The 23,133-nt window shown below is 72.9% G+C and carries 22 protein-coding genes; 17 read left to right on the top strand and 5 right to left on the bottom strand.

The window, feature by feature from the left end; genetic code table 11:
• The first annotated feature begins 14 nt into the window (after positions 1-14).
• From ACFYOS_RS15925 to ACFYOS_RS15875, 11 genes are all read left to right on the top strand, one after another.
• The gene (locus tag ACFYOS_RS15925; RefSeq protein WP_387141498.1) at positions 15-1,496 is read left to right on the top strand and encodes a 2-hydroxymuconic semialdehyde dehydrogenase; all 1,482 of its coding nucleotides are present in this window, start codon (positions 15-17) and stop codon (positions 1,494-1,496) included.
• A gap of 196 nt (positions 1,497-1,692) precedes the next feature.
• Positions 1,693-2,487, top strand: a complete 795-nt coding sequence (locus ACFYOS_RS15920) for a 2-keto-4-pentenoate hydratase (protein WP_387141163.1) — start codon at positions 1,693-1,695, stop codon at positions 2,485-2,487.
• The gene (locus tag ACFYOS_RS15915) at positions 2,484-3,416 is read left to right on the top strand and encodes an acetaldehyde dehydrogenase (acetylating) (protein WP_387141160.1); all 933 of its coding nucleotides are present in this window, start codon (positions 2,484-2,486) and stop codon (positions 3,414-3,416) included. The genes ACFYOS_RS15920 and ACFYOS_RS15915 overlap by 4 nt, the downstream gene beginning before the upstream one ends.
• Positions 3,413-4,468 (top strand): 4-hydroxy-2-oxovalerate aldolase, encoded by a 1,056-nt coding sequence (gene dmpG, locus ACFYOS_RS15910; protein ID WP_387141157.1) that lies wholly within the window; start codon positions 3,413-3,415, stop codon positions 4,466-4,468. The genes ACFYOS_RS15915 and dmpG overlap by 4 nt, the downstream gene beginning before the upstream one ends.
• Positions 4,465-5,238: a 2-keto-4-pentenoate hydratase gene (locus ACFYOS_RS15905; RefSeq protein WP_387141154.1), complete on the top strand. Its 774-nt coding sequence runs from the start codon at positions 4,465-4,467 to the stop codon at positions 5,236-5,238. The genes dmpG and ACFYOS_RS15905 overlap by 4 nt, the downstream gene beginning before the upstream one ends.
• Positions 5,235-5,657, top strand: a complete 423-nt coding sequence (locus ACFYOS_RS15900) for a RidA family protein (RefSeq protein ID WP_387141151.1) — start codon at positions 5,235-5,237, stop codon at positions 5,655-5,657. Before ACFYOS_RS15905 ends, ACFYOS_RS15900 begins: the two co-directional genes overlap by 4 nt.
• Entirely contained in the window at positions 5,654-6,178 is a 525-nt protein-coding gene (locus tag ACFYOS_RS15895; RefSeq protein ID WP_387141148.1) for a 3-hydroxyanthranilate 3,4-dioxygenase, read from the top strand. Before ACFYOS_RS15900 ends, ACFYOS_RS15895 begins: the two co-directional genes overlap by 4 nt.
• Positions 6,178-7,179 carry an amidohydrolase family protein gene (locus ACFYOS_RS15890; RefSeq protein ID WP_387141145.1) on the top strand — a complete coding sequence of 334 codons (1,002 nt, stop codon included), beginning with the start codon at positions 6,178-6,180 and terminating at the stop codon, positions 7,177-7,179. Before ACFYOS_RS15895 ends, ACFYOS_RS15890 begins: the two co-directional genes overlap by 1 nt.
• A gap of 240 nt (positions 7,180-7,419) precedes the next feature.
• Entirely contained in the window at positions 7,420-8,883 is a 1,464-nt protein-coding gene (locus ACFYOS_RS15885) for an amidase (protein ID WP_387141142.1), read from the top strand.
• Positions 8,884-8,956: 73 nt separating this feature from the next.
• Positions 8,957-9,250, top strand: coding sequence for a hypothetical protein (locus ACFYOS_RS15880; protein WP_387141496.1), 294 nt, complete (start codon positions 8,957-8,959; stop codon positions 9,248-9,250).
• On the top strand, positions 9,237-9,650 hold the full coding sequence (locus tag ACFYOS_RS15875; RefSeq protein ID WP_387141139.1) for a DUF5130 family protein: 414 nt from the start codon (positions 9,237-9,239) through the stop codon (positions 9,648-9,650). The genes ACFYOS_RS15880 and ACFYOS_RS15875 overlap by 14 nt, the downstream gene beginning before the upstream one ends.
• Before the next feature lie 132 nt (positions 9,651-9,782).
• On the opposite strand, the gene pepN is transcribed toward ACFYOS_RS15875, so the two are convergent.
• Entirely contained in the window at positions 9,783-12,329 is a 2,547-nt protein-coding gene (pepN, locus tag ACFYOS_RS15870) for an aminopeptidase N (protein WP_387141136.1), read from the bottom strand.
• Positions 12,330-12,575: 246 nt separating this feature from the next.
• On the opposite strand from pepN, the gene ACFYOS_RS15865 reads away from it, so the two are divergent.
• The 4 genes from ACFYOS_RS15865 to ACFYOS_RS15850 all read left to right on the top strand — a co-directional run bounded on the left by ACFYOS_RS15865 (position 12,576) and on the right by ACFYOS_RS15850 (position 15,432).
• Complete coding sequence (locus tag ACFYOS_RS15865; protein ID WP_387141493.1) at positions 12,576-13,175, top strand: disulfide bond formation protein DsbA; 600 nt, start codon at positions 12,576-12,578, stop codon at positions 13,173-13,175.
• 170 nt (positions 13,176-13,345) lie between these two features.
• A complete protein-coding gene (locus tag ACFYOS_RS15860; protein WP_387141133.1) occupies positions 13,346-13,606 on the top strand; it encodes a hypothetical protein in 261 nt (86 codons plus the stop codon).
• Positions 13,607-13,688: 82 nt separating this feature from the next.
• A complete protein-coding gene (locus ACFYOS_RS15855; protein ID WP_387141130.1) occupies positions 13,689-14,885 on the top strand; it encodes a DUF1015 family protein in 1,197 nt (398 codons plus the stop codon).
• A gap of 76 nt (positions 14,886-14,961) precedes the next feature.
• Positions 14,962-15,432 carry a ribose-5-phosphate isomerase gene (locus ACFYOS_RS15850; protein ID WP_387141128.1) on the top strand — a complete coding sequence of 157 codons (471 nt, stop codon included), beginning with the start codon at positions 14,962-14,964 and terminating at the stop codon, positions 15,430-15,432.
• Positions 15,433-15,463: 31 nt separating this feature from the next.
• Here the strand turns inward: ACFYOS_RS15850 and ACFYOS_RS15845 are convergent, their stop codons facing one another.
• Positions 15,464-15,790: a hypothetical protein gene (locus ACFYOS_RS15845; RefSeq protein WP_387141125.1), complete on the bottom strand. Its 327-nt coding sequence runs from the start codon at positions 15,788-15,790 to the stop codon at positions 15,464-15,466.
• Between the two features lie 37 nt (positions 15,791-15,827).
• Positions 15,828-17,048 carry a GNAT family N-acetyltransferase gene (locus tag ACFYOS_RS15840; RefSeq protein ID WP_387141122.1) on the bottom strand — a complete coding sequence of 407 codons (1,221 nt, stop codon included), beginning with the start codon at positions 17,046-17,048 and terminating at the stop codon, positions 15,828-15,830.
• 98 nt (positions 17,049-17,146) lie between these two features.
• Between ACFYOS_RS15840 and ACFYOS_RS15835 the strand changes: the two genes are divergently transcribed.
• On the top strand, positions 17,147-17,683 hold the full coding sequence (locus ACFYOS_RS15835) for a hypothetical protein (protein ID WP_387141119.1): 537 nt from the start codon (positions 17,147-17,149) through the stop codon (positions 17,681-17,683).
• Between the two features lie 181 nt (positions 17,684-17,864).
• Here ACFYOS_RS15835 and ACFYOS_RS15830 read toward each other — a convergent pair whose 3' ends face one another.
• Positions 17,865-20,717, bottom strand: a complete 2,853-nt coding sequence (locus tag ACFYOS_RS15830) for an Hsp70 family protein (RefSeq protein ID WP_387141116.1) — start codon at positions 20,715-20,717, stop codon at positions 17,865-17,867.
• Between the two features lie 171 nt (positions 20,718-20,888).
• Here ACFYOS_RS15830 and ACFYOS_RS15825 point away from each other — a divergent pair, with 171 nt between their 5' ends.
• A complete protein-coding gene (locus tag ACFYOS_RS15825; RefSeq protein WP_387141113.1) occupies positions 20,889-21,317 on the top strand; it encodes a hypothetical protein in 429 nt (142 codons plus the stop codon).
• Between the two features lie 217 nt (positions 21,318-21,534).
• Here the strand turns inward: ACFYOS_RS15825 and ACFYOS_RS15820 are convergent, their stop codons facing one another.
• On the bottom strand, positions 21,535-22,569 hold the full coding sequence (locus tag ACFYOS_RS15820) for an Imm1 family immunity protein (RefSeq protein ID WP_387141110.1): 1,035 nt from the start codon (positions 22,567-22,569) through the stop codon (positions 21,535-21,537).
• Positions 22,570-23,133 lie beyond the last annotated feature (564 nt).

The following is a 23,133-nucleotide window of genomic DNA, read 5'->3' as shown; positions in this document are numbered from 1 at the left end:
GGGATCCCCGGCTGATGGCCGGACACGCGCCGGACGGGCCCGGCCTGCTGCGCAACTTCGTCGGCGGCTCCTTCGTGGACGCCGGGACCCGGTTCACCAAGCGCAGCCCGGTCACCGGCGAACCGGTCTTCGAGGTGGTCGAGGCATCCTCGTCCGTAGTGGACGACGCGGTGACCGCGGCCCGGGCGGCGCTGCGCGGACCGTGGGGCCGGATGGGCGAGCGGGAACGCGCCGAGGTGCTCCGCCGGGTCGCCGACGAGCTGGAACGCCGCTTCGACGACCTGGTCGCCGCCGAGGTCGCCGACACCGGCAAGTCCATCTCCCAGGCCCGCACGCTGGACATTCCGCGCGGCGCGGCCAACTTCCGGGCGTTCGCCGAGATCGTGGCGACCGCGCCGACCGAGTCGTTCACCACGGTCACCCCGACCGGCGGCCGGGCGCTGAACTACGCGGTGCGCAAGCCGGTCGGCGTGGTCGCGGTGATCGTGCCGTGGAACCTGCCGCTGCTCCTGCTCACGTGGAAGGTCGCCCCCGCCCTGGCCTGCGGCAACGCGGTGGTGGTCAAGCCCAGCGAGGAGACCCCGGCCTCGGCCACCCTGCTCGCCGAGGTGATGTCCGCCGCAGGCGTGCCGGAGGGCGTGTTCAACCTGGTGCACGGCTTCGGCCCCGACTCGGCCGGCGAGTTCCTCACCCGGCACCCGGACGTGGACGCGATCACCTTCACCGGGGAGTCGGCCACCGGCAGCGCCATCATGCGGGCCGCCGCGGACGGGGTGAAGGCGGTCAGCTTCGAGCTGGGCGGTAAGAACGCCGGGCTGGTCTTCGCCGACGCCGACCTGGACGCCGCGGTCGCCGGGTCGGTCCGGTCCAGCTTCACCAACGGCGGCCAGGTCTGCCTCTGCACCGAGCGGATCTACGTGCAGCGGCCGCTCTTCGAGGAGTTCACCGCCCGGCTGGCCAAGCGCGCCGACGAGCTGGCGTACGGCTGGCCGGCCGACGAGGCCACGGTGAACATGCCGCTGATCTCGCACGCCCACCGGGACAAGGTGCGCGGCCACTACGAGCTGGCCCGGGCCGAGGGCGCCGAGGTCCGCGCCGGGGGCGGGGTGCCGCGCTTCGGCGACGCCCGGGACGGCGGCGCGTACGTGCAGCCGACCGTGCTGACCGGCCTCGGGCCGGACGCCCGCACCAACCGGGAGGAGATCTTCGGCCCGGTGGTCCACGTCGCCCCGTTCGACGACGAGGACGAGGCGTACGCGCTGGCCAACGGCACCGACTACGGCCTGGCGGCGACGGTCTGGACCCGGGACGTGGGCCGGGCGCACCGGGCCGGGTCCCGGCTGGACGCCGGCATCGTCTGGGTGAACACCTGGTTCCTGCGCGACCTGCGCACCCCGTTCGGCGGGGTGAAGGCGTCCGGCATCGGCCGGGAGGGCGGCGTGCACTCGCTCGACTTCTACTCCGAACTCACCAACGTCTGCGTGGACCTCGCATGAGCGAGCGGAGCGAGCGAATCATCCGGCTCAGTAGCGCGGCGCCTCGCGCCGCCGCGGAGCGAAGCGAGGCGGTGGCGTGAGCGGGCGGGGCGGGCAGAATGGCCGGCATCGTGAGCGCGCGGAGCGAGCCGGGGTTGCGAGCCCCGCAGTCGCGAACCGCCGTGAGCGTCGTCAGCGTACGCAGCGAGGAGCGGGGATGACCGTCGACATCGAAGCCGCCAACCGGGAACTGGCCGTCGCCCGGCAGGAGGAGAAGCCGTGCCCGCCCCTGCGGGGCCGGCTGCTGCCGGAGGGCGACATCGAGGCTGCCTACCAGGTGCAGCAGGTCTACACCCGGCAGCGGCTGGGCAAGGGCCACCGCCGGGTGGGGGCGAAGATCGGTCTCACCTCGCGCGCGGTGCAGGAGAACTTCGGCGTCTTCCAGCCCGACTTCGGGGTGCTCTTCGACGACATGGCGGTCGACGACGGGGCCGAGGTGCCGATGGGCCGGCTGCTCCAGCCCCGGGTGGAGGCCGAGATCGCCTTCGTGCTCGGCACCGACCTGCCCGATGAGCGGGTCACCACCGTCGACCTGATCCGGGCCGTGGACCACGTGCTGCCGGCCATCGAGATCGTCGACTCGCGGATCGCCGGCTGGGACATCTCCATTGTGGACACCGTCGCGGACAACGCGTCCAGCGGGCTCTTCGTGCTCGGCACCGCGCCGCGTCGGCTCGCCGACGTGGACCTGCGGCTCTGCGGCATGGTGCTGGAGCATGCCGGGGAGCCGGTCTCGGTCGGCGCCGGGGCGGCCTGCCTGGGCAACCCGCTGCACGCGCTGGAGTGGCTGGCCGGCACCATGGCCCGTGCGGGCGACCCGCTGCGGGCCGGGGACGTGGTGCTCTCCGGGGCGCTCGGCCCGATGGTGCCGGTCACCCCGGGTGCCGCGTACGAGGCGCGGATCTCCGGGCTCGGCTCGGTGCGGACCTGTTTCTCCCGGGAGGATTCATGAGCGTCGGAGTGGCGGTGCTCGGGTCGGGCAACATCGGCACCGACCTGATGATCAAGGTGCTGCGGCTGAGCGACAGCCTGCGCATGGTGGCGATGGCCGGCATCGACCCGGCGTCCGACGGCCTGGCCCGGGCCCGCCGGCTCGGCGTGGCGACCACCGCCGAGGGCGTGGAGGGGCTGGTGGCCCTGCCCGAATTCGCCGACGTCGAGCTGGTGTTCGACGCGACCTCGGCGGGCGCACACCGACACCACGACGCGGTCCTGCGGGCGCACGGTCGTACGGTGGTCGACCTGACCCCGGCTGCGATCGGGCCGTACGTGGTGCCGCCGGTCAACCTCGACGAGCACCTGCACGAAACCAACGTCAACATGGTGACCTGCGGTGGGCAGGCGACGGTGCCGATCGTCGCCGCGGTCGGCCGGGTCACCCCGGTCGCGTACGGGGAAATCGTCGCCTCGATCGCCTCGAAGTCGGCCGGGCCGGGCACCCGGGCCAACATCGACGAGTTCACCGAGACCACCGCCCGGGCGATCGAGGTGGTCGGCGGGGCCGAGCGCGGCAAGGCCATCATCGTGCTCAACCCGGCCGACCCGCCGCTGCTGATGCGGGACACCGTCTACTGCCTCTGCCCGGACGCCGACGCCGACCGGGGCGCGATCGCCGCATCGGTCGCCGACATGGTGGCCACCGTGCAGGAGTACGTCCCGGGCTACCGGCTCAAGCAGGACGTGCAGTTCGACCGGGTCGAGGCGTACGTGCCCGCGTTGGGGCGGCCGTTCACCGGACTCCAGGTGTCGGTCTTCCTGGAGGTCTCCGGCGCCGGGCACTACCTGCCCGCGTACGCCGGGAACCTGGACATCATGACCTCGGCCGCGCTGCGCACCGCGGAGCGGCTGGTGGCCCTGCGGGCGAAGGGGGTCCCGGCGTGACCGACCTCTACATCCAGGACGTGACGCTGCGCGACGGCATGCACGCCATCGCCCACCGGTACACGGTGGACCAGGTGCGGACCATCGCCGCGGCGCTGGACGCGGCCGGGGTGGCCGCGATCGAGGTGGCGCACGGCGACGGCCTGGCCGGGTCCAGCGTGAACTACGGCCATGGCGCGGCCAGCGACGCCGACTGGATCTCCGCCGCGGCGGAGGTGATGACGAACGCCAAGCTCACCACCCTGCTGCTGCCCGGCATCGGCACCATCGCCGACCTCAAGGCGGCGAAGGCGCTCGGGGTGACCAGCGTCCGGATCGCCACCCACTGCACCGAGGCGGACATCTCCGCCCAGCACATCTCCTGGGCCCGCGAGAACGGCATGGACGTCTCCGGGTTCCTGATGATGTCGCACATGAACGACCCGGCCGGGCTGGCCGCCCAGGCCAAGCTGATGGAGTCGTACGGGGCGCACTGCGTGTACGTCACCGACTCCGGCGGCCGGCTGCTGATGTTCGACGTGGCCGAGCGGGTCGACGCGTACCGGCAGGTGCTCGAACCGGAGACGCAGATCGGCATCCACGCCCACCACAACCTGTCGCTCGGCGTCGCCAACAGCGTGGTGGCGGTCGAACACGGCCGCATCATCGGGGACGGGCCGCTCGGCTCCCCGTCCGGTCGGACGGTCCGGGTGGACGCCTCCCTGGCCGGCATGGGCGCGGGCGCCGGCAACGCCCCGTTGGAGGTCTTCGTCGCGGTCGCCGAGCTGCACGGCTGGAAGCACGGCTGCGACGTGTTCGCGCTGATGGACGCGGCCGACGACGTGGTACGCCCGCTCCAGGACCGGCCGGTCCAGGTGGACCGGGAGACGCTCTCCCTGGGGTACGCGGGCGTCTACTCCAGCTTCCTCCGGCATGCCGAGCGCGCCTCGGCGAAGTACGGGGTGGACGTCCGGTCGATCCTGGTCGAGCTGGGCCGGCGCCGGATGGTCGGCGGCCAGGAGGACATGATCGTGGACGTGGCGCTCGATCTGGCCGGCAAGGAGGACTCATGATCGGACCGGACATCGCGGGAATCGCCGAGAAGCTGGGCGCGGCGGCCGACACGGCCACCGCGATCCCGCAGCTCGCCGCCGAGACCGGCCTCGACGTGGACGCCGCGTACGCGGTGCAGACCGCGCTGCTGCAGCGCTGCCTCGACCGGGGCGAGCGGCTGGTCGGGCTGAAGATGGGGCTGACCAGCAAGGCGAAGATGGCCCAGGTCGGGGTGGACGAGGTGATCTGGGGCCGGCTCACCGACGTGATGCGGGTGCCCGAGGGCGGGCTCGTCGACGTCGCCGACTTCATCCACCCCCGGGTCGAGCCGGAGGTGGCGTTCCTGCTGGACCGGCTGCCCGAGCCGGGTGAGCCGCTCGGCGCGTTCACCGACGCGATCCGCGCGGTCGCCCCGGCGATCGAGCTGATCGACTCCCGGTACGCCAACTTCACCTTCTCCCTGCCGGACGTCATCGCCGACAACACCTCGGCGGCGGCGTTTGTCGTCGGGCCCTGGTCACCGGTGCCGGACGGCCTGGAGAACCTCGGCGTGCTGCTGGAGATCGACGGGCGGGTGGCGCAGGTCGGCTCGACCGCGGCGATCCTCGGCGACCCGCGCCGGGCGCTGGACGAGGGCATCCGCCTCGCCGGCCGGCACGGCGTCCGGCTCCGCGAGGGCTGGGTCTTCCTCGCCGGAGCGGCCACCGCCGCCGTGCCGCTGCGTCCCGGCGCCCATGTCCGGGCCGTGGTGGAGAAGCTCGGCACGGTGTCGTTGAAGGCGGCAGCATGACCGCCCGGGTGGTCGCCGGCAAGGCCGTGCCGCGCGGGGCCTTCCCGCACGTCAAGGTCGCCGGTGGATTCGTCTTCGTCTCCGGTACGTCGTCCCGGCGACCGGACAACACCTTCGCCGGTGTCGAGGTGGACGAGTTCGGCACCACCAACCTGGACATCCGGGCACAGACCCGGGCCGTGATCGAGAACATCGACGACCTGCTGGCGTCGGTCGGTGCCGGACTGACCGACCTGGTGCAGGTCACCAGCTACCTGGTCAACATGAATGACTTCGGTGGATACAACGAGGTGTGGGCGGAGTTCTTCGACGGCACCGGCCCGACCCGGACCACGGTGGCCGTGCACCAGCTCCCGCACCCGCACCTGCTGATCGAGATCCAGGCCGTGGCCCTACTTCCGTCCGGAGGCCAGTCGTGAGTGAGATCGCCGAACCGTTCAGCTTCCAAGGCTGGATCGGGCAGAACCAGCACCTGCTGAAGCCGCCGGTCGGCAACAAGGAGATGTTGCCGGGCAGCGACGACTTCATCGTCATGGTGGTGGGTGGCCCGAACCAACGCACCGACTTCCACGTCGACCCGTACGAGGAGTTCTTCTACCAGGTCAAGGGCAACATGCACATCAACCTGATGCTCCCGGAGGGGCCGCGTACGGTGCACGTGCGCGAGGGCCAGATGTGGATGCTGCCGCGCAACACCCCGCACTCCCCGCAGCGGCCCGAGGCGGGCTCGATCGGCATGGTGATCGAGCGGGTCCGCGAGGAGGGCACGCTGGAGAAGTTCCAGTGGTACTGCCCCGAGTGCAGCCACAAGATGCACGAGGTGGAGCTCCAGGTTCGCGACATCGCCGCCGACCTGCCCCCGGTCTTCTCGGCGTTCTACGCCGACGAGAAGGCCCGCACCTGCACCAACTGCGGCGCGCTGCACCCGGGCAAGGGCTGATGCCGGGACGTGTCGTCGACGTGCACACGCACGTCGTAGCCAAGGGGTGGCCGGACCTCGCCGCGGCGTGCGGCGGGTCCGGCTGGCCCTGGCTGCGGGTGGACTCCGAGCGCGCGGCCATGATCATGGTGGGGGAGACGGAGTTCCGGCCGGTCGGCGCGGAGTGCTGGGACGCGGAGACCCGGCTCGCCGACATGGCCGCCGACGGCGTCGACGTGCAGGTCGTCTCGCCCACCCCGGTGTTCTTCAGCTACGACCGCCCGGCCGACCAGGCGGTCAAGGTGGCCCGGATCTTCAACGACCTCACCCTGGAGGTCACCGCCGGCGGTGGCGACCGGTTGGTGCCGTTCTGCCAGGTGCCGTTGCAGGATCCGGACCTGGCCTGCGCCGAGCTGGACCGCTGCCTGGCCGCCGGCCACGTCGGGGTGGAGATCGGTAACCACGTCGGCGACCGGGACCTCGACGACGCCGGGATCGTCCAGTTCCTCACCCACTGTGCCCAGGTAGGCGCGCCGGTCTTCGTGCACCCGTGGGACATGCCGGGCGGCCCCCGGCTGGACCGCTGGATGGCCCGCTGGCTGACCGGGATGCCCGCCGAGACGCACCTGTCCGTGCTGGCGCTCATCCTCGGCGGGGTCTTCGACCGGGTGCCGGAGACGCTGCGGATCTGCTTCGCGCATGGCGGCGGCAGCTTCCCGTTCTGGCTGGGCCGCGCCGACAACGCCTGGCACCGCCGCGGCGACCTGGTACGCGGCGCCTCGACCGCCCCGCCCAGCTCCTACGTCGACCGGTTCTGCGTCGACTCGGTGGTCTTCGACCCGGCCGCGCTCCGGCTGCTGGTCGACACCATGGGGGAGGACCGGGTGCTGGTCGGCAGCGACTACCCGTATCCGCTGGGGGAGCGGCCGGTCGGGCAGGTGGTCCGCAAGGCCGACTTCCTCACCGCCGACCAGCGCGACAAGCTCTTCTCCCGCAACGCCCTGCGCTTCCTGCACGGCTGACCGGGGCGTCCGGCGGCCGTCGGCCGTGCGGCCGCGACACCACCCCGCGCCGCCTTTGCTCTGCTGCAGCGAACGCAACACCGGGAGCGGTTCCGTGTTGCGTGGGCTGCAACAGAGCAAAGCGGGCAAGACATGTGCCCCGGTGCCCCGGCGCCCCGGCGCCCCGGCGTCCCGGGGTCCCGGCGTCCGAGTCGGCGCGTGAGAAGTGCGTCCGGGGGACCGTCCGGGCAGGATGGGAGCATGGCCGAGCCGCACGACCTGACCGCGCTGGAACAGGCCGCCGCGATCCGCCGGGGCGAGCTGTCCAGCGTGGAGCTGGTCGAGCACCACCTGCGCCGGGTCGACGCGCTCGGCGACACCGTCGGCGCCTTCGTCACCGTCACGCCGGAGCGGGCCAGGGAGGTGGCTCGGGCCGCCGACGCGGTGCCGGTGGACGAGCGCGGGCCGCTGCACGGCGTACCGACCGCAATCAAGGACCTGACGCTGACCGCCGGGGTGCGCACCACCTTCGGCTCGGCCGCCTTCGCCGACTTCGTGCCGCCGGTCGACGCCGACGTGGTCCGGTTCATGGCGGCCGCCGGCCTGGTCAGCCTCGGCAAGACCACTACCTCCGAAATGGGCTGCTCGCTCTACTCCGAAGGCCTCGTCGCGCCGCCCGCGCGCAACCCGTGGGGCCTCGCGTACACGGCGGGCGGGTCCAGCGGCGGCGCGGCGGCCGCGGTGGCGGCCGGGCTGGTGCCGGTGGCCCAGGGCTCGGACGGCGGCGGCTCGCTGCGCATCCCGGCGTCGCTCTGCGGCCTGGTCGGTTACAAGCCGAGCCGAGGCTTGGTCTCCGGCGGCCCGCTCGGCTTCGGGGCGTTCGGGCTGCCCACCAACGGCCCGCTGGGGCGGACCGTGGCAGACGTGGCCGCACTGCTCGACGTGCTGGCCCGACCGGTGCCCGGGGAGCCTTACCTGCCGCCGGCCACGCCCGTCGGCGGCTACCTGGGCGCGGCCCGCGACGCGGCGCCCGGGCGGCTGCGGATCGGCCGTTTCGTCACCCCGATGATCGCCGACGAGCCGGTGCACCCGGACTGCGTCGCCACCGTCGACCGGGCCGCCGAACTGCTCGTGGCGGCCGGCCACGAGGTGGTTGAGGTCCCCGCACCGCTCGGCCCTGCGGCGTGGCCGCTCTTCGAGACCGTCTGGTACGTGCTGGCACTGTCCCCGGTGCCGCCCGAGCGGGAGAGCGACCTGCTGCCACTGACCCGGTTCCTGCGCGCGCGGGGCACGGCGGTCGGCGCCGGTCCGCTGATGGCCGCCCTCGGCGAGCTGCAGGCCCAGGTACGCCTCGGCGTCCGCCGTACCGCCGGATGCGACCTGCTGCTCTGCCCGACCCTGGCCGCACCGCAGGCACCGGTGGGCGCGTTCGCCGCCCTCGATCCGGCGGAGGATTTCGACCGGCAGCGCCGATTTTCGCCGTACTGCGCCATCTTCAACGTCACCGGCGATCCGTCCGTTTCCCTGCCGGTCGGCCGGACCGCCGACGGAATGCCGGTGGGAGTGCTGCTCACCGGCCGGTACGGCGACGACGCGACATTGATAGCCACTGCCGCGCAACTGGAGCACGGCTGTGGCGGATGGGATCAGCACCCCGCAATCTGGCGAGCCGTCGACTCCGCTAACGTGAACATCACAAGCGGCGTCGGGCGCACGTCGTCATGATCGTCCACCCGACCCGGAAATTCCTGGTCTCTCTTTCCGCCTGGGGGCGTTGGGATTGTCTGTTACCGAGACGCTGCTGGTCTACCTCGGCATCCCGGCGGCCGCGGTGCTGGTGATCGCCGGACTGGCGTACGCCGGCAGCAGCCGTCGCGGCGGTGGCGGTGGCGGTGCCAAGCGCTACCGGCCGGGCCGGCCCTTCGACTTCACTCCGGTCTGGTTCCTGGGCCGTCCGGAGCAGCTGGCCGACTCGGCCGGCACCGCACTGGCCGCCGGGGCGCAGGCGCCGGCGCTGACCAGCCGCAAGCAGGAGCAGGCCGGCCGGGAGGCGCCGGCCGGTGGAACCGGAGGCGCAAGTGACCGTTGGTGAGACGCTGGCCGCGACGGGGACCGATAACCCGCCCGATGTGCTGGACGGGCCGTTCTCGACCCGTCAGCTGCTGCGCATCGACGAGGCGCTCCGCCTGGCCGACCAGGGCACCGGCCTGGTCTTCTCGGTCTACGTGGGCGGCCTCGACGAGCCGATCCGGGAGCACGCGGAGCGGCTGCACCGGCAGCTCGCCGAGCCGGACAAGTCCGTCCTGATCGCCGTGTCGCCGAACCAGCGGCAGCTGGAGATCGTCACCGGCCGGTACGCCCGCAAGCGCATCCCCGACACGTACGCCAAGCTCGCCGCGCTCTCCATGGTGGCGTCCTTCGGCGGCGGCGACCTGGCCGGCGGCGTCATCCAGGGCCTCGACCAGCTCGCCAGCCACGCCGGCAAGGGCTGAGCCCTTCCCCCCGTACGACGAAGCCCGGTCCGCCTCCGCGGGCCGGGCTTTCTCGTGCTCTCGAACGCTACGACAGCCCGGGGCCGGCGCGGGCTTCCGCCCACGCCGGCCCCGGGCCGCGCACTTTCTCCGTCAGGCGCTCTGGGCATCCTTGGCGCGGGCCCTCAGCGCGCGGACCACGCCGTCGCGGCCCTCGGCCACCAGCCGGCGCAGCGGCGCCGGGTGGCCCTCCTGGGCCAGCCAGGCGTCGGTGGCCGTCACCGTCTCCTCCGCGACCAGGTACGCCGGGTAGGCGAGCTGGACGAACTCCTGCGCCGGCTCGCTGTCCCGCTGCGCCCAGACCTGGGCCACGGTGGCGAAGTACTTCTCCCGGTACGGCGCGGTGAGCTCCACCTGCGCCGGGTGGGTGAAGCCCTGCAGCAGCGCCCGGTTGCGCCAGTTCGGCAGCGCCTCCGGGCCGGTGAGCTGCACCCACACCGCCGCCTTGTTCTCGGCGGTGGGCACCAGGGCGTGCCCGTACGCGGCCTCCCGCTCGCCGCTGGCGGTGTGGTCCTTGGCCAGCTCGGCGTCCACCTCGGCCGCCCCGGCCGCGCCGTTGGCCACCAGCGACTGGAGCACCGTCCAGCGCAGCTCGGTGTCCACGGTCAGCCCGGCCGTCACGTCGACGCCGTCCAGCCAGCCGCGCAGCGTCGCCAGATCCTCGTCGGAGCGGGCCGCCGAGATGTACGCCCGGGCCCAGGCGAGCTGGAAGCCGCTGCCCGGCTCGGCCGCCGTGAGGGCGTCCTTGGCGGTACGGGCCAGCTCGGCCCAGCCGGTCGGCGCCCACGCCGGGTCGACGTAGAAGGTTAGCGTGGTGGTCGCCTGGCGCAGGGTGGCGGTGACCACGTTGATGTCGGTCTCCGCCGGCAGCCCGGCCAGCACCAGCGCCACGTAGTCCCGGGCCGCCAGCTCGGCGTCCCGGGTCATGTCCCAGGCGGCGGTCCAGCACAGCGCCCGGGCCAGCGACGCGTCGAAACCGGCGATGTGCTGCACCACGGTGGCCATCGACCGCTCGTCCAGCCGCAGCTTGGTGTACGTGAGGTCCTCGTCGTTGAGCAGCAGCACGTCGGCGGCCGGCTTGCCGTGCAGCACGTCCAGCTCGGTCGCCTCACCGGTCACGTCCACCTCGACCAGCTCCCGGCGGACCAGCCGGCCGTCGGTCAGGTCGTAGAGGCCCACCCCGATCCGGTGGGTACGCAACGTCGGGTGCCCGGCCGGCGCGTCCTGGCGGACCAGCACCCGCTCGTACGTGCCGTCGGCGCCGATGGTGACCTCGGGGCGGAGCGTGTTGACCTGCGCGGTCTCCAGCCACTGCGCGGCGAACTTGCGCAGCTCCCGGCCGGAGGCGGCCTCCAGCTCGGAGAGCAGGTCGTCGAAGGTGGCATTGCCCCAGGCGTGCTTGCCGAAGTACGCCCGCAGGCCGGCCAGGAACGGCTCCTCGCCGACGTAGGCGACGAGCTGCTTGAGCACGCTGGCGCCCTTGGCGTAGGTGATGCCGTCGAAGTTGACCTCGACCGCCTCCAGGTCCGGCATCTCGCAGTAGACCGGGTGGGTGGAGGAGAGCTGGTCCTGCCGGTAGCCCCAGTTCTTGCGGATGGACAGGAAGGTCGTCCACGCGTCGCCGAACCGGGTGGCGTGGGTGTTGCACCAGTGGCTGGCCCACTCGGCGAACGACTCGTTCAGCCACAGGTCGTTCCACCAGCGCATGGTGACCAGGTCACCGAACCACATGTGCGCCAGCTCGTGCAGGATCGTGTTGGCCCGCTGCTCGTACTCGAAGTCGGTGACCTGCGAGCGGAAGATGTAGTGCGACTCGGCGTGCGTGACGCAGCCGAAGTTCTCCATCGCGCCGGCGTTGAAGTCCGGCACCCAGAGCTGGTCGTACTTCGGCAGCGGGTAGCGCACCCCGAACTTCTCGTGGAAGAAGTCGAAGCCCTGCTTGGTGATCAGGAACAGGTCGTCCGAGTCCAGGTACCGCGCCATCGAGGCCCGGCAGAAGACGCCCAGGTCGATGCCGTCGTGGCTGTCCCGCACCTCGTGGTACGGCCCCGCGCAGAGCGCGGTGATGTAGGTGCTCATCCGTGCCGACTCGGCGAAGTGGACGGTCTTGAGCGCCTCGCCGGCCGGCTCCTCCCGCTCCACCGGCATGTTGGAGACCACCCGCCAGTGGTCCGGCACGGTGGCGTGCCAGGCGTAGATGCTCTTCAGGTCGGGCTGGTCGAAGCAGGCGAAGACCCGCTGCGCGTCCGCCGTCTCGAACTGGCTGTAGAGGTAGGTCTCGCCGTCGACCGGGTCGACCGTGCGGTGCAGGCCCTGGCCGCTGTTCGAGTACGCGAAGTCGGCGTCGACCACGAGGACGTTCTCGGCGGCCAGGCCGGTCAGGGTGAGGCCCTTCTCGGCCGACCAGCCGGAGATGTCGACCGGCGCGCCGTTGAGCGTCGCGGACCGCACCGACTCGGCGGCCGTCTCGATGAACGTGGTCGCCCCCGGCTCGGCGCAGCGGAAGCGGACCTCGGTCACCGAGCGGAACGTGCGACCGGTGGCCTGCACGGCGGTCGACAGGTCAAGGCTGATGTCGTACCCGGTCACCTCGAGCAGGCGGGCCCGCTCGGTAGCCTCGACCTGGGTCAGGTTGCGCACTCCCGGCACTGTTCGTCTCCATCCCACTCGTCTCGCCGCGTCCCGCGGCACCGGCCGCCCCGGTCCGCTCGTGGCGACCGGTCCACCGAGTCTTCCATGTGGTTACACCCTGCGGTGGCCGAGGTCACGCTCTCATTCCGGTACCGGCCGATGCCACCCGGGGTGAGGATCAGGGGGAAGGCGCCGGGGTCCCGGCGCGCGGAGTCGTGAAGGGATATCACCGTGACCGAACGTGGCGCCGTGGACATGTGGTTCGATCCGCTTTGCCCGTGGGCGTGGATCACCTCCCGCTGGCTGTTGCAGGTCGAGCAGGTCCGGGACGTGGACATCAGCTTCCACGTGATGAGCCTCTCCGTGCTCAACGAGGGCCGGGAGCTGCCCGAGCAGTACCAGGAGCTGATGGAGAAGGGCTGGGGCCCGGTGCGGGTCTGCATCGCCGTCGAGCAGGCGCACGGCGGGGAGACGCTGGCGAAGCTCTACCACGCCATGGGTACCCGGATCCACCTGGGCAAGGAGGAACTCGGCCGGGACATGCTGGTCGGCGCGCTCACCGACGTCGGGCTGGACCCGGCGTTCGCCGACGCCGCCGACTCCACCGATTACGACGAGGCGCTGCGGGCCAGCCACGAGGCCGGCATGCGCCCGGTCGGCACCGACGTCGGCACTCCGGTGATCCACGCCCCTGGCCCGGACGGCGGCAAGGTCGCCTTCTTCGGCCCGGTGATCACCCCGGCGCCGAAGGGCGAGGCGGCCGGCCGGCTCTGGGACGGCGTCCTGCTGGTCGCCGGCACCCCCGGCTTCTACGAGTTGAAGCGCACCCGGGACCTAGGCCCGATCTTCGACTGAGGGCGCAAGGAAGGGCCCCTTCTCGACGCCTCCGGTAGAGCAGGGGACCCCGGGTGACACCTCGAACCCCGCGCCGCCGGCGTCACCCCGGCGGCGCGGGGTTCGTTTGACCTGGTGTTCCAGCCGGCGGCCCGCGGGGCCGCACCCTGGCAGCTCCTGGAGGCGTTCCCATGGCCAAGCACCGCCGTACGTCCGACGCCGCGCCGGTGACGGCGACCGAGGACTCCGGTGCGACGTACTGGTCCGTGGCCGAGGGCTACTGGCCGGCGGTCCGGCCCACCCTGCCGGCCGAGCTGGTCGACCTGCTGGCGCCGCCGATCGTGGTCGGCGTGGCCCGGGTGGTGGCCACTTCCCGGTTGACCCCGCCCGCCGACGTGAGCCTCCCGCCCCGGATCCCCGGCACGGTCCGGTCCAGCGCGCTGAGGAGTTGAGCAGGGGGCCCTCCTTTCATCTGGTGGACGTGCTGCGGGTCCGGCGCCGGCGTGCCCACCGGCGCGGGTAGCGTCAGCGGGCATGACGGTCGTGCATCCGATCGCCCGGGCCTGGATCACCACTGGCGGCACCGGCGCGCAGAACTACGACGAGTTCGCCGACGACGCGGAGATCACCGCCATCGTCGAGGCGAACCCGCACAGTGCCCTGGGGATCGAGATGCCCCACCGGGCGCCGGAGAGCCTCGGGAAGTCCTTCCTCGACGCGCTCCCCGACGCGGCGGCCCGCCTCGCCGAGGCCAAGGCGGATGGCAGCTACACGCCGGCCGAGCAGGTCGTGGTGCTCTACCGGATCAGCGCGCCGGGCGAGGAGAGCGCGTACGGGCTGTTCGCCATGGTCGACACCGACCAGATCTCCACCCGGGCCGACGAGCCCGGCCTGGTGATCCGCAATGAGGACGTCTTCATCGCCAAGGTGCGGGAACGGGTCGCCCTGGCCGGCGCGCTGCGCCACCTGCTCTCGCCCGTACTCCTGCTGCAGACCGGGCGCGGCGACGAGCTGCACGCCGCGCTCGCGACGGCGACCGAGGCGGCCGGTGCGCCCGCGGCGACCGACGTCGACCAGACCGGGCGGACCCACGCGATCTGGCTGGTCGGCCCCGGTCCGGAGCAGGACGAGCTGACCGCGCTGGCCGGCGGCGGCGAGCTGGTGGTCGCGGACGGCAACCACCGCAGCCTGGCCGCGCAGACCGGCGGCTTCCCGCGCTTCCTGTCGGTGATCACCACGCCCGCCTCGGTCGCCATCCAGCCCTACAACCGGCTGGTCAGCGAGCTGACCACCACTCCCGCGGAGCTGCTCGACCGGCTCCGCGCCGCCGGCGCGGAGATCAACCCGATCGACGGCCCGGTCGAGGTCCCGGCGGCCGGCGGCGCCGTCCACCTCTACCTGGCCGGCCAGGGGTACGCGGTCACCCTGCCGCAGGTCAACGGCGGCCGGCTGGACAACCTCGACCACGCGCTGGTCGAGCGGCTGTTGCTGCGCGACGCGCTCGGCCTCGACCCGGGCGACAAGCGGATCACCTACGTCGGCGGCGACTACCCGGCGAGCTGGCTCACCGGCGAGGTCGACGCCGGCCGGGCCGAGCTGGCGATCCTGATCGCCCCGGTGACCGTGGACGACTTCGTCGCGGTCAACCTGGCCCGGGAGAAGATGCCCCGCAAGAGCACCTGGTTCACCCCGAAGGCGCGGGCCGGCCTGGTCGTCGCCGAGCTGGCGTAGGCGAACCTGTGACGAATCCGCCTCGGTGCCGCCGCCCGCGCGCCGGCACGGGGGCGGGCCTGTCAGACTGCGCGGTATGCGCGTCTACCTGGGATCCGATCACGCCGGCTTCGAGCTGAAGGTGCACCTGGCCAACCACCTGGCCAAGCAGGGATACGAGGTGGTCGACGTCGGCCCGCACGCCTTCGACCCGGACGACGACTACCCGGCGTTCTGCCTGCACACCGGTGACCGGGTGGTCAGCGACCCGGGCAGCCTCGGGGTGGTCATCGGCGGTTCCGGCAACGGCGAGCAGATCGCCGCCAACAAGATCGCCGGCGTACGCGCCGCGCTCGCCTGGAACATCGACACCGCCCAGCTGGCGCGCGAGCACAACGACGCCAACATCGTCGCCGTCGGCGCCCGCCAGCACACCCTGGACGAGGCGACCGCCCTGGTGGAGGCGTTCCTGACCACCCCGTTCTCGGGCAACCCCCGGCACTCCCGCCGGATCGCCCAGGTGGCCGCCTACGAGCAGAGCCGCCAGCTTCCCGACCTGCCGGCCTGACGCGTGGCCACCGGCCGGACCCGTCGACCGGTCAGCGACCGGTGCGGGGCAGCTCGTCGCGGGGCACCCAGTTCCGTCTGACGATCACCACCCGGGCCTCGGCCTCGGCCAGGTCCTCGTCGCTCGGCCGGGCGGCATCCCGGGCCCGCAGCGCGGCGGTCACGCTGACCTGTGAGGACCCCGAGCCGACCAGCCCGCGCAGCCCGCGCTCGCCCTCCTCGGCGGCCGGGCCGGGGCGGCGCCCCCGGGGCGGCTCGTCGTCCACCGCGCTCGTGGTCGCGGTCGGGCTCTCGCCGTCCGGCGTCTCGCCGTCGCCGTGGTGCCGCAGCCGGCGTCGCCGGCGCTCCGCATCGCCCATCACCCGACCGTACCGGCCCGGACCACCGCCTCGGGCGTCAGAAGACCTCCATGGGGGCCGGCGCGCGGTGCCAGCCGAAGGCGGGACCGGCCGCCGCCACGGTCCCCGGCACCAGCTCCCGCACCCGTCCGGCGGCGGCGAGCGCGCCCAGCCCGGCCCCACCCAGGTAGAGCTCGCCGACGGCGCGTACGTCGCAGGCGAGCTGGGCCGGCGCGGTCGTGGCGACGCACTCGGCGCCGGCCGGACCGCCGACCAGCCGCCACCGGCCGGCGTTCTCCGGCAGCAGGTCGTCGGTCACCTCCACCACCACGTCGACCTCGGTGACGTACCGGCGGGCGGCCAGCGCGGCGGGCAGGTCGACCACGCGTACCCAGAGCGCGTCGGAGAGCTGGGCGCCCAGGCCGCGCGGCTCGTTCAGCAGCCACAGCAGCGGCTCGTCCACGGCGGCGGCACGGAACGACAGCTGCCGGGTCAGGTCGATCGACAGCAGCAACCGCCACAGCGCCAGGTACGCGTCCGGGGTCGCCGCCACGACCTCGTCGACCCGGACCTCGCCCCGGGGGCCGCTCCGTTCCCACCTGTCCTTCGTCCGGTAGAGCGCGTACCCGTCCAGGCCCGCCGGGCCCTCGTGCAGCAGCACCCGGCGCTCGGTCGCACCCTCTCGCAGGCTCTTCAGGTCGGCGAGCAGGTACGCCCACCAGCGCTCGTCCCGGCTCGACCAGCCGGGGCGGTCGGCGCGCACCCGCTCGTACAGCCGGGCCAGCTCGGCCCCGTGCGGGGCGGGTCGGTCCAGGCGGAGCGTGCCCACGGCGGACGCCGGTTCCGGCAGGCGCAGCTCGGCGGTCTGGCAGACCAGGGTGTACCGCTGGGCGGCGAGACCGTAGCCGAAGCGGGGATAGATCCGGCCCTCGCTGGCCCAGAGCACCGCGACCGGCTCGCGACCCGCGTTCCGGATCTCCCGGAGCTGCCGGCTCATCAACCCGGTGAGCAGGCCGCGCCGGCGGTGGGTCGGTAGGACTGAGACCATCGTCACGTGCGCGGCCGGCACGCTGGCGCCGGGCACCGCCAGCTCCCTGGTGAACGCGGCGGCGTGCGCCACCGCCGTCCCGCCGTCGCGGACCAGCAGGGCGCGCTCGGGCTCGAACACCCCGCGCTCGACTTCCCGCAGCTCGGGGTCGGAGTCGCTGTGGAAGGCCAGGGCCAGCAACCCCCAGATCTCGTCGAAGTCCTCCGCGCGCGGCACCGTCACGTCTGTCATCGCCCGTGTGTAGCCCATCACATGCGGGGTCGGCGACCGATTTGCCGGCTCGCTACCCTCGGAACCGAGGCCACGTCGGTCGAGGGGGAGGACACGAGATGGCGGACCAGACACAGCCGTGGGCCGAGCGCACCCTGGAGGTGCCGCCGCAGCCCGGGGTCGGCGTGGTGCCACCGCAGCGGGACGCGTACCAGCGCGGCGTCGCCCAGGTGGGGCCACGGCGGACGCCCCGGACCGAGCAGTTCCCCACCGCCGACCCCACCGGCTGGTCGGGTGACTCCGCTCCCCGCCGGCCAATGAGCTGGCGCCTGGCGCAGCTGCGCCGGGGCGGAAACTGGAGCGCGGCCGGCGCGCTCTTCGCCTTCGTCTGCTGGGGCGTCTGGGCGATCTCCGGTCGGGGCAACCTGACGGCTCCGCTGCTCACGTTCGTGCTCAGCCTGCTCACCGCGGTCGGCCTCTTCGCGCTCGCGCGCCTGGTCGGCCGGCTCGTCTGGGAGCGGCAACTCGGCCGGATCCGGCGCAGCGCCCGGGGCGCGCACCTGCTGACCGGGCTCTTCCTGGCCGGCGTAGGAGTCGCCTACCTGCAGCAGACCGAGTGGGTCGTGACCGCCTGGAACTGGGTCACCGGAAACTGAACCGCCGTGGCCGCGGGCGGGTCGGCGCGCTGCCGCCCGCCCGCGTGCCCGGTCGCGGAGCGCCGCGACGCCGGTCGTCACTCCACCAGGACGGCGGTCGCATTACCCGGCCCGGCGCGGTTCATCCGTCGCCCGGTGGACTGAGCGGGGGAGGCCAGCGGATCGGGCCGGTGGGGGTGAGTCAGCCGGCGAAGCGGTAGACCACCAGTTCCTTCTCCGCGCCGCAGGCGATCACCTCGGTGTTCCATGAGCAGGATTCGCTGCGGACGTCCTTGAGCTCGCCCATCTCGACGGGTTCGGCGGAGCCGACGGCCATGCCGGCGAGGCTGCGGTCGTCCTCGACGGAGCTCGGTGCCTCGGCGAAGAGCAGCATGTTGCCGGCGTCCAGCCGGGCGGCGACCCCGGCCCGGTCTCGCAGCACCGCCCGGCCGTCCGGGGCGAAGAGGGTGACCGTCGACGTCGGGAAGTCCCCCTCGGCGAGCAGGTGCTCGCCCAGCGGGACCAGGGTCTTGGCCTTCGGGGCCGGCCAGCTCCGGGCCTTCTTCCCTTCGGTGACGGCCACCACCTTCGTCCCGTCGGGCCCGGAGTCCGGCGCCTCCAGCAGGCAGGCCCGGTGCTCGCCGCAGGTCACCAGGGACTTCGCCCGGCTGCCCTCGCCCGGCGAGGTGTAGAGCATGGCGGGCAGGTCGAGGCTGCCCAGGTCGTACGCGAGCAGCCGGAAGCCCCGGTTGTCCTCGATCACGTAGAGCCGGTCGTTGCTGGCCGCCACCGGGTCGTCGACGTCGGCGACGTTCTTCCGGCTGCGCAGGATCTTCCCGCTGTCCATCTCGATGACCCGCACGGACCGGTCCGCCCCGACCTGGACCAGCCGGTCGGCGTCGCCCAGCCAGGGCGCCCGCGGCACGCCGTCGAGGTACCCGGGTCCGTCCAGCGCCTCGCCGGTGGGGACCGGCAGCACCTCGGTGCGAGCGTCCCCGTACTCGGTGCGTGGGTTGTCCCGGTTCCACTGCTCCTGACCGTCGCTGAGCCGCAGCCCGGCCAGTCGGTTGCCGGTCCGGTCGAGCCAGACCGCCGTCCTGCCGGTGAGGTAAACGGCGTCGTCGCCGCGGATGCTCAGCCGCCACCGCTCGTCGCCCGAGCCGTCGAGGACCAGCAGGTCGCGGGGGGTGCTGTCCCCGGACGCGTCGGCGAACACGGCGACCCCGTCCGGGAGCGCTCGAATGCCCGCCCACCGGTCCGCGCTCGTCCGGGTGGCCTTGCGCCACAGCACCGTGCCGGTTCCGGCATCGAGCGCGACCACCGTCAGGTGGTCGTCGGGCAGTGGGTAGGCCAGGTAGGCGCGGTCGGCCGTCACGGCGGTGAACGTCTCTCCCGGTCGCTCCGCGCCGGTCGCCTCCCGCGCGACCAGTTTCGGGGTGTGAAAGTCCAGCGCCGGGTAGCGGTCCCGGAAGACCCACCACGCCGTGGCGGCCACCACGGCGACCACCACGAGGCCGGCGCCGACCGCGATCCAGACGGCCCGCCGGCTCCGCGCCGGCCGGGTCGCGCCGCCCGCCGCGGGGGAGACCGGCGGCACCCCGTGGGGTACGCCCGCCGGGCCGGCTCCCGGCTGCGCGGCAGGACCGGGATGACCGGCCATGGCGTACGCCGCTCCCGGTGGCGTGGGCCCACCCACCGCCACCATGGTTCCGGCGGGTGCGGAGTGCGCCGGAGCGGCGTAGGGCACGGTGCCGTGCGGGCCGACGGCCGGCGGCGCGCTCACCGGCAGGGTGCCGTGCGGGCCGACGGCGGGCTCGGTGGGCCGGATGTCGGGCGACCCGGCGGCGGGCTCGGTGGGGAGAGTGTCCGGCGGTCCGGCCGGGGCCGGGACGACGCTCGCCGGCCGGCCGGTCCGCCGGGGCAACGGGAGGTCGGTCAGCGCCCCCTCGGCCACCGGCAGTTCCGGCTGCTCCAGGACGGTCGGGGCGATCTCCAGGCCGGCGTGGAGCAGCCGGGCCACCAGCGGCACCCGGGTCGATCCGCCCACCAGGAAGAGACCGGAGAGCTGCCCGGGGGTCAGCCCCGCCGAGGCGATCACCTCCCGGGTCTCGGCGACAGCGCGGGCGAGCAGTGGCGCGGCGAGCCGTTCCAGGTCCTCCCGGGAGAGGTGGACCACCGCCTCCACCCCCGGTACGGCCACCGGCGCGACCGTGGACCGGGAGAGCATCTCCTTCGCGCCGCGGACGTCGTCCCAGAGTTGCTGTCGGTCCCGCCACTCGGCGGTGGTCCCCGGATCGGTGAGCCGGGCCCAGTGTCGGGGGTACGCCAGGCCGACCAATTCGCCGACCCGCCCCAGCAGCGCGGCGTCCAGGTCCAGGCCGCCGAGGTCGGCGACGCCACCGGTGGCGACCAGGTGGAAGCCGGAGTCGCCCCACGGGTCGGCGCCCTCGTTGCGGAGCACGGCCACGTCGAGGGTGCCGCCGCCGAAGTCGAACACCGCGACGGAGCCGCCGACGGGCACCGGCCGGCGCAGCACCTGGGTGTAGTGGCGGGCCGCGGCCACCGGCTCACGCAGCAACCGGGTGCCGGGGCCGATCGGGGCGGACAGGGTGTGCTCGGCGGCGGCGGGCCAGCCGGCCAGCTCCAAGGCGTCGTGCAGCACCTGCCGGCGCGGCGCCGCCCAGGCCGCCGGGTGGGTGACGACCGCCGGTGGTAGGAATCCGGTCGCGGCCACCGCGGCGTCCGCGACCGCCCGGAGCGTCGCGGCGAGCAGCTCCGCCGGCCGGTACGCCCGCCCGCCCAGCTCGACGGTCTCCTCGTCCACCCGGCGCTTCGGGTTCGGCTCGTACCGGGCCGGGTCGACCTGGGCCCGCCGCTGGGCGTCCCGCCCGACGTGCAGCTGCCCCTCGGGGTCGGCGTACACGCCGGAGGGGAGGATCGGGTGCCCGTCCACGAGCACCGGGCGGGTCCGGCCGTCGGGCCAGCGCAGCACGGCCACCGTGTTCGAGGTGCCGAGGTCGACGCCGAGGGCGAATCCGTCCTGCTGGCCTGACATCCGTGCCTACCTCCACCCGACGAGGGGATGCCCGGCCCGCATCGTACGCAGCCGTCGCCGCCGCCCCGGATGACGGTCGATGGACATCCGACGAGCGCGCCACCAGGAACCCTTCCGTGGAGGCAGCGATCATGACATAGTCATCCCTCCTCAATGGACCAAGGAGTGATCATGCGGAATCGCGCAAGGGTGGGCATCGTCGCGGCGATGGCCGCCGTGCTGGTCGGGGTGACGTCCACCGCCGCCTACGCCGACTACTACACGAGCAGTTGCGGAGCGGCGTCCAACGACCCCGGCGGCCGGGACTGCTGGATCATGTTCTGGCACGACGGCATAGCGGTGGGTGACGGTGAGTTCTGGGCATATGGCGAGCGCCTGGTCGCGATCGACTCGTACGCGGATGGTCGGGGCGTCTACGTGGGGGCCCAGTGGTACGACAACGGCATGCACTACAACGACTACCGGTTGACCAGCGGTGCGAACACCAGTCACACCCTGGACTTGAGCATCCCTGAGGGGACGAGCGTGACCTTCACGTCGTGCCAGACCGACAACGGGAGCCTCCTCAACTGCCGAACCGTGACGGCAATGGCCTGGTGATCCGGTCCGGCTTGGTATTCCTGCTGATCAGCGGCAAGGTGGGAGCGTTCCGGGCAACGGTGCGTCAGGGGCGGTCGAGGCGAGGCCGCCCCTCGACTGTCAACCGCCGCTGCGAGCGAAGGGGTTGCGCCCCGTCGCGGTCAGATAGAGCGGAACGAAAACCACCCACAAGATCAAGCAGCATTCACAAGGCTGCGTGTGTTATTCCGGGCGAACCCTACGGCTTGTCAACCCATTGAACGTTGCTGGGGCGTACGCCCGTGCGCAGGAATTCGTGCCCTGCTTGACGGGCCTGTTCTTCGGTGAGATCGAAGGGTTCAGCGCCTGCGGCGGTGAACCACGGGTCAGAGAATGCGTATTCGGCGTCGGCGACTGTCTGGCCGGGTGGGGCGCCAAGCGGCACTGGTCCCCAGCTGAGCATGATTTCGTCCTCGCTCTCCCATACCAGGGCGGAGCGGTCCGCATGAAGGGTGATGTGCAGACTCCGCGCACCGTCTTCGCTGATCAGCGAGACACCGCTGGGCGGTACGCGGTCAAGGATGGCGTCCAGGTCGGCAGGGCCGTCCACGGTGGTGCGGGTGTCGTCGATCCAGGCCTGCAAAGGTGTGTTCATCGGCTCGCCGCCGGTGGGATTGCACAGCCATTCCGGCAGCGCGGCGAGCTGGTTGCCGGCCAGATCCAGCCGCGTGAGGGCTGCGAGGTTACCCAGCGACTCCGGCAGTACGGTGAGTTGGTTTTCGGTCAAGAACAGCCGGGTGAGCGCGGTCAGGTTACCCAGCGACTCCGGCAGCACAGTGAGTCGGTTTTCGGTCAGGTCCAGGCAGGTGAGGGCGGTCAGGGCACCAACCCATTGCGGCAGCGCCGAGAGCTTGTTGTTGGCCAAGTCCAGCCAGGTGAGAGCGGTCAAGCTGCAAAGCGACTCCGGCAGCGCCTGCAGCTGGTTACCAGAAAGGCCCAGCCAGGTGAGGGCGGTCAGGTTACCCAGCGCCTCCGGCAGCGCAGTGAGCTGGTTGCCGCCCAGGCCCAGCCGGGTGAGGGCGGTCAGGTTACCCAGCCATTCCGGCAGCGCAGTGAGCCGGTTGCCGACCAGCAGCAGCTCGGTGAGGGCGGTCAGGTTGCCCAGCGACTCCGGTAGGGCTCCCAACGAGAGACCACTCAGATCCAACGAGGAGGCACCGCTACGGCGTGCCGCCTCGATCCGATCCTCGCTACTGCGCTGCGCCGCCTCGATCTGATTCTGGAATCTATCCACTCCACACCTGGGCCCTGGTGTCATCGTGTGGTCATGATTACTTACCTGCACCGGTGCTCCGCGATTAGAGCACAACCTCTCCGTGGAGCCGGCAACCCCGCACGCATCAACCGGACTGCACAGTCTCTTGTCGCAGGGACGGATTGGCTTGTCCCTCGTGCCCGCTCGTGACCGCTGCGCCTCGCGGCCACTGGCCCATGGATGGCCCATTGTGGGCATGCCCGCGGCGCGTCTGCGGGATCTCCTCGATCAGGCAGGCTTGTCGCTGCGCGAGGTTCCCTGGTCGTGTCAAGGCTCGCCGTAGGCGACCGCGAAGCGGCTTGACCTTGGCGCGACCGGGGTTCTCGCGTGGCCCTCGTGGTGCCTGAGCGGGGGGAGCCGCAGTGTGGCCGGCCGGCCCGGCCGATGCCGTCCGGAGGTCGCCGGCAGGCCGGGGCCGGGCCGGCGCGGGGCGCGGGGGGGGGGGGCCCCCCCCCCCGGGGGGGGGGGGGGGGGACCCCCCCCGCCCCCCCCCCCAAAAACCCCCCCCCCCGGGGGGGGTAGGGGCCCCCGCGGGGGCCCCCC

It is taken from the genome of Micromonospora sp. NPDC005806, from assembly GCF_042871425.1.
GTDB lineage: Bacteria > Actinomycetota > Actinomycetes > Mycobacteriales > Micromonosporaceae > Micromonospora.
This window is presented reverse-complemented; position numbering and strand designations above follow the sequence as displayed.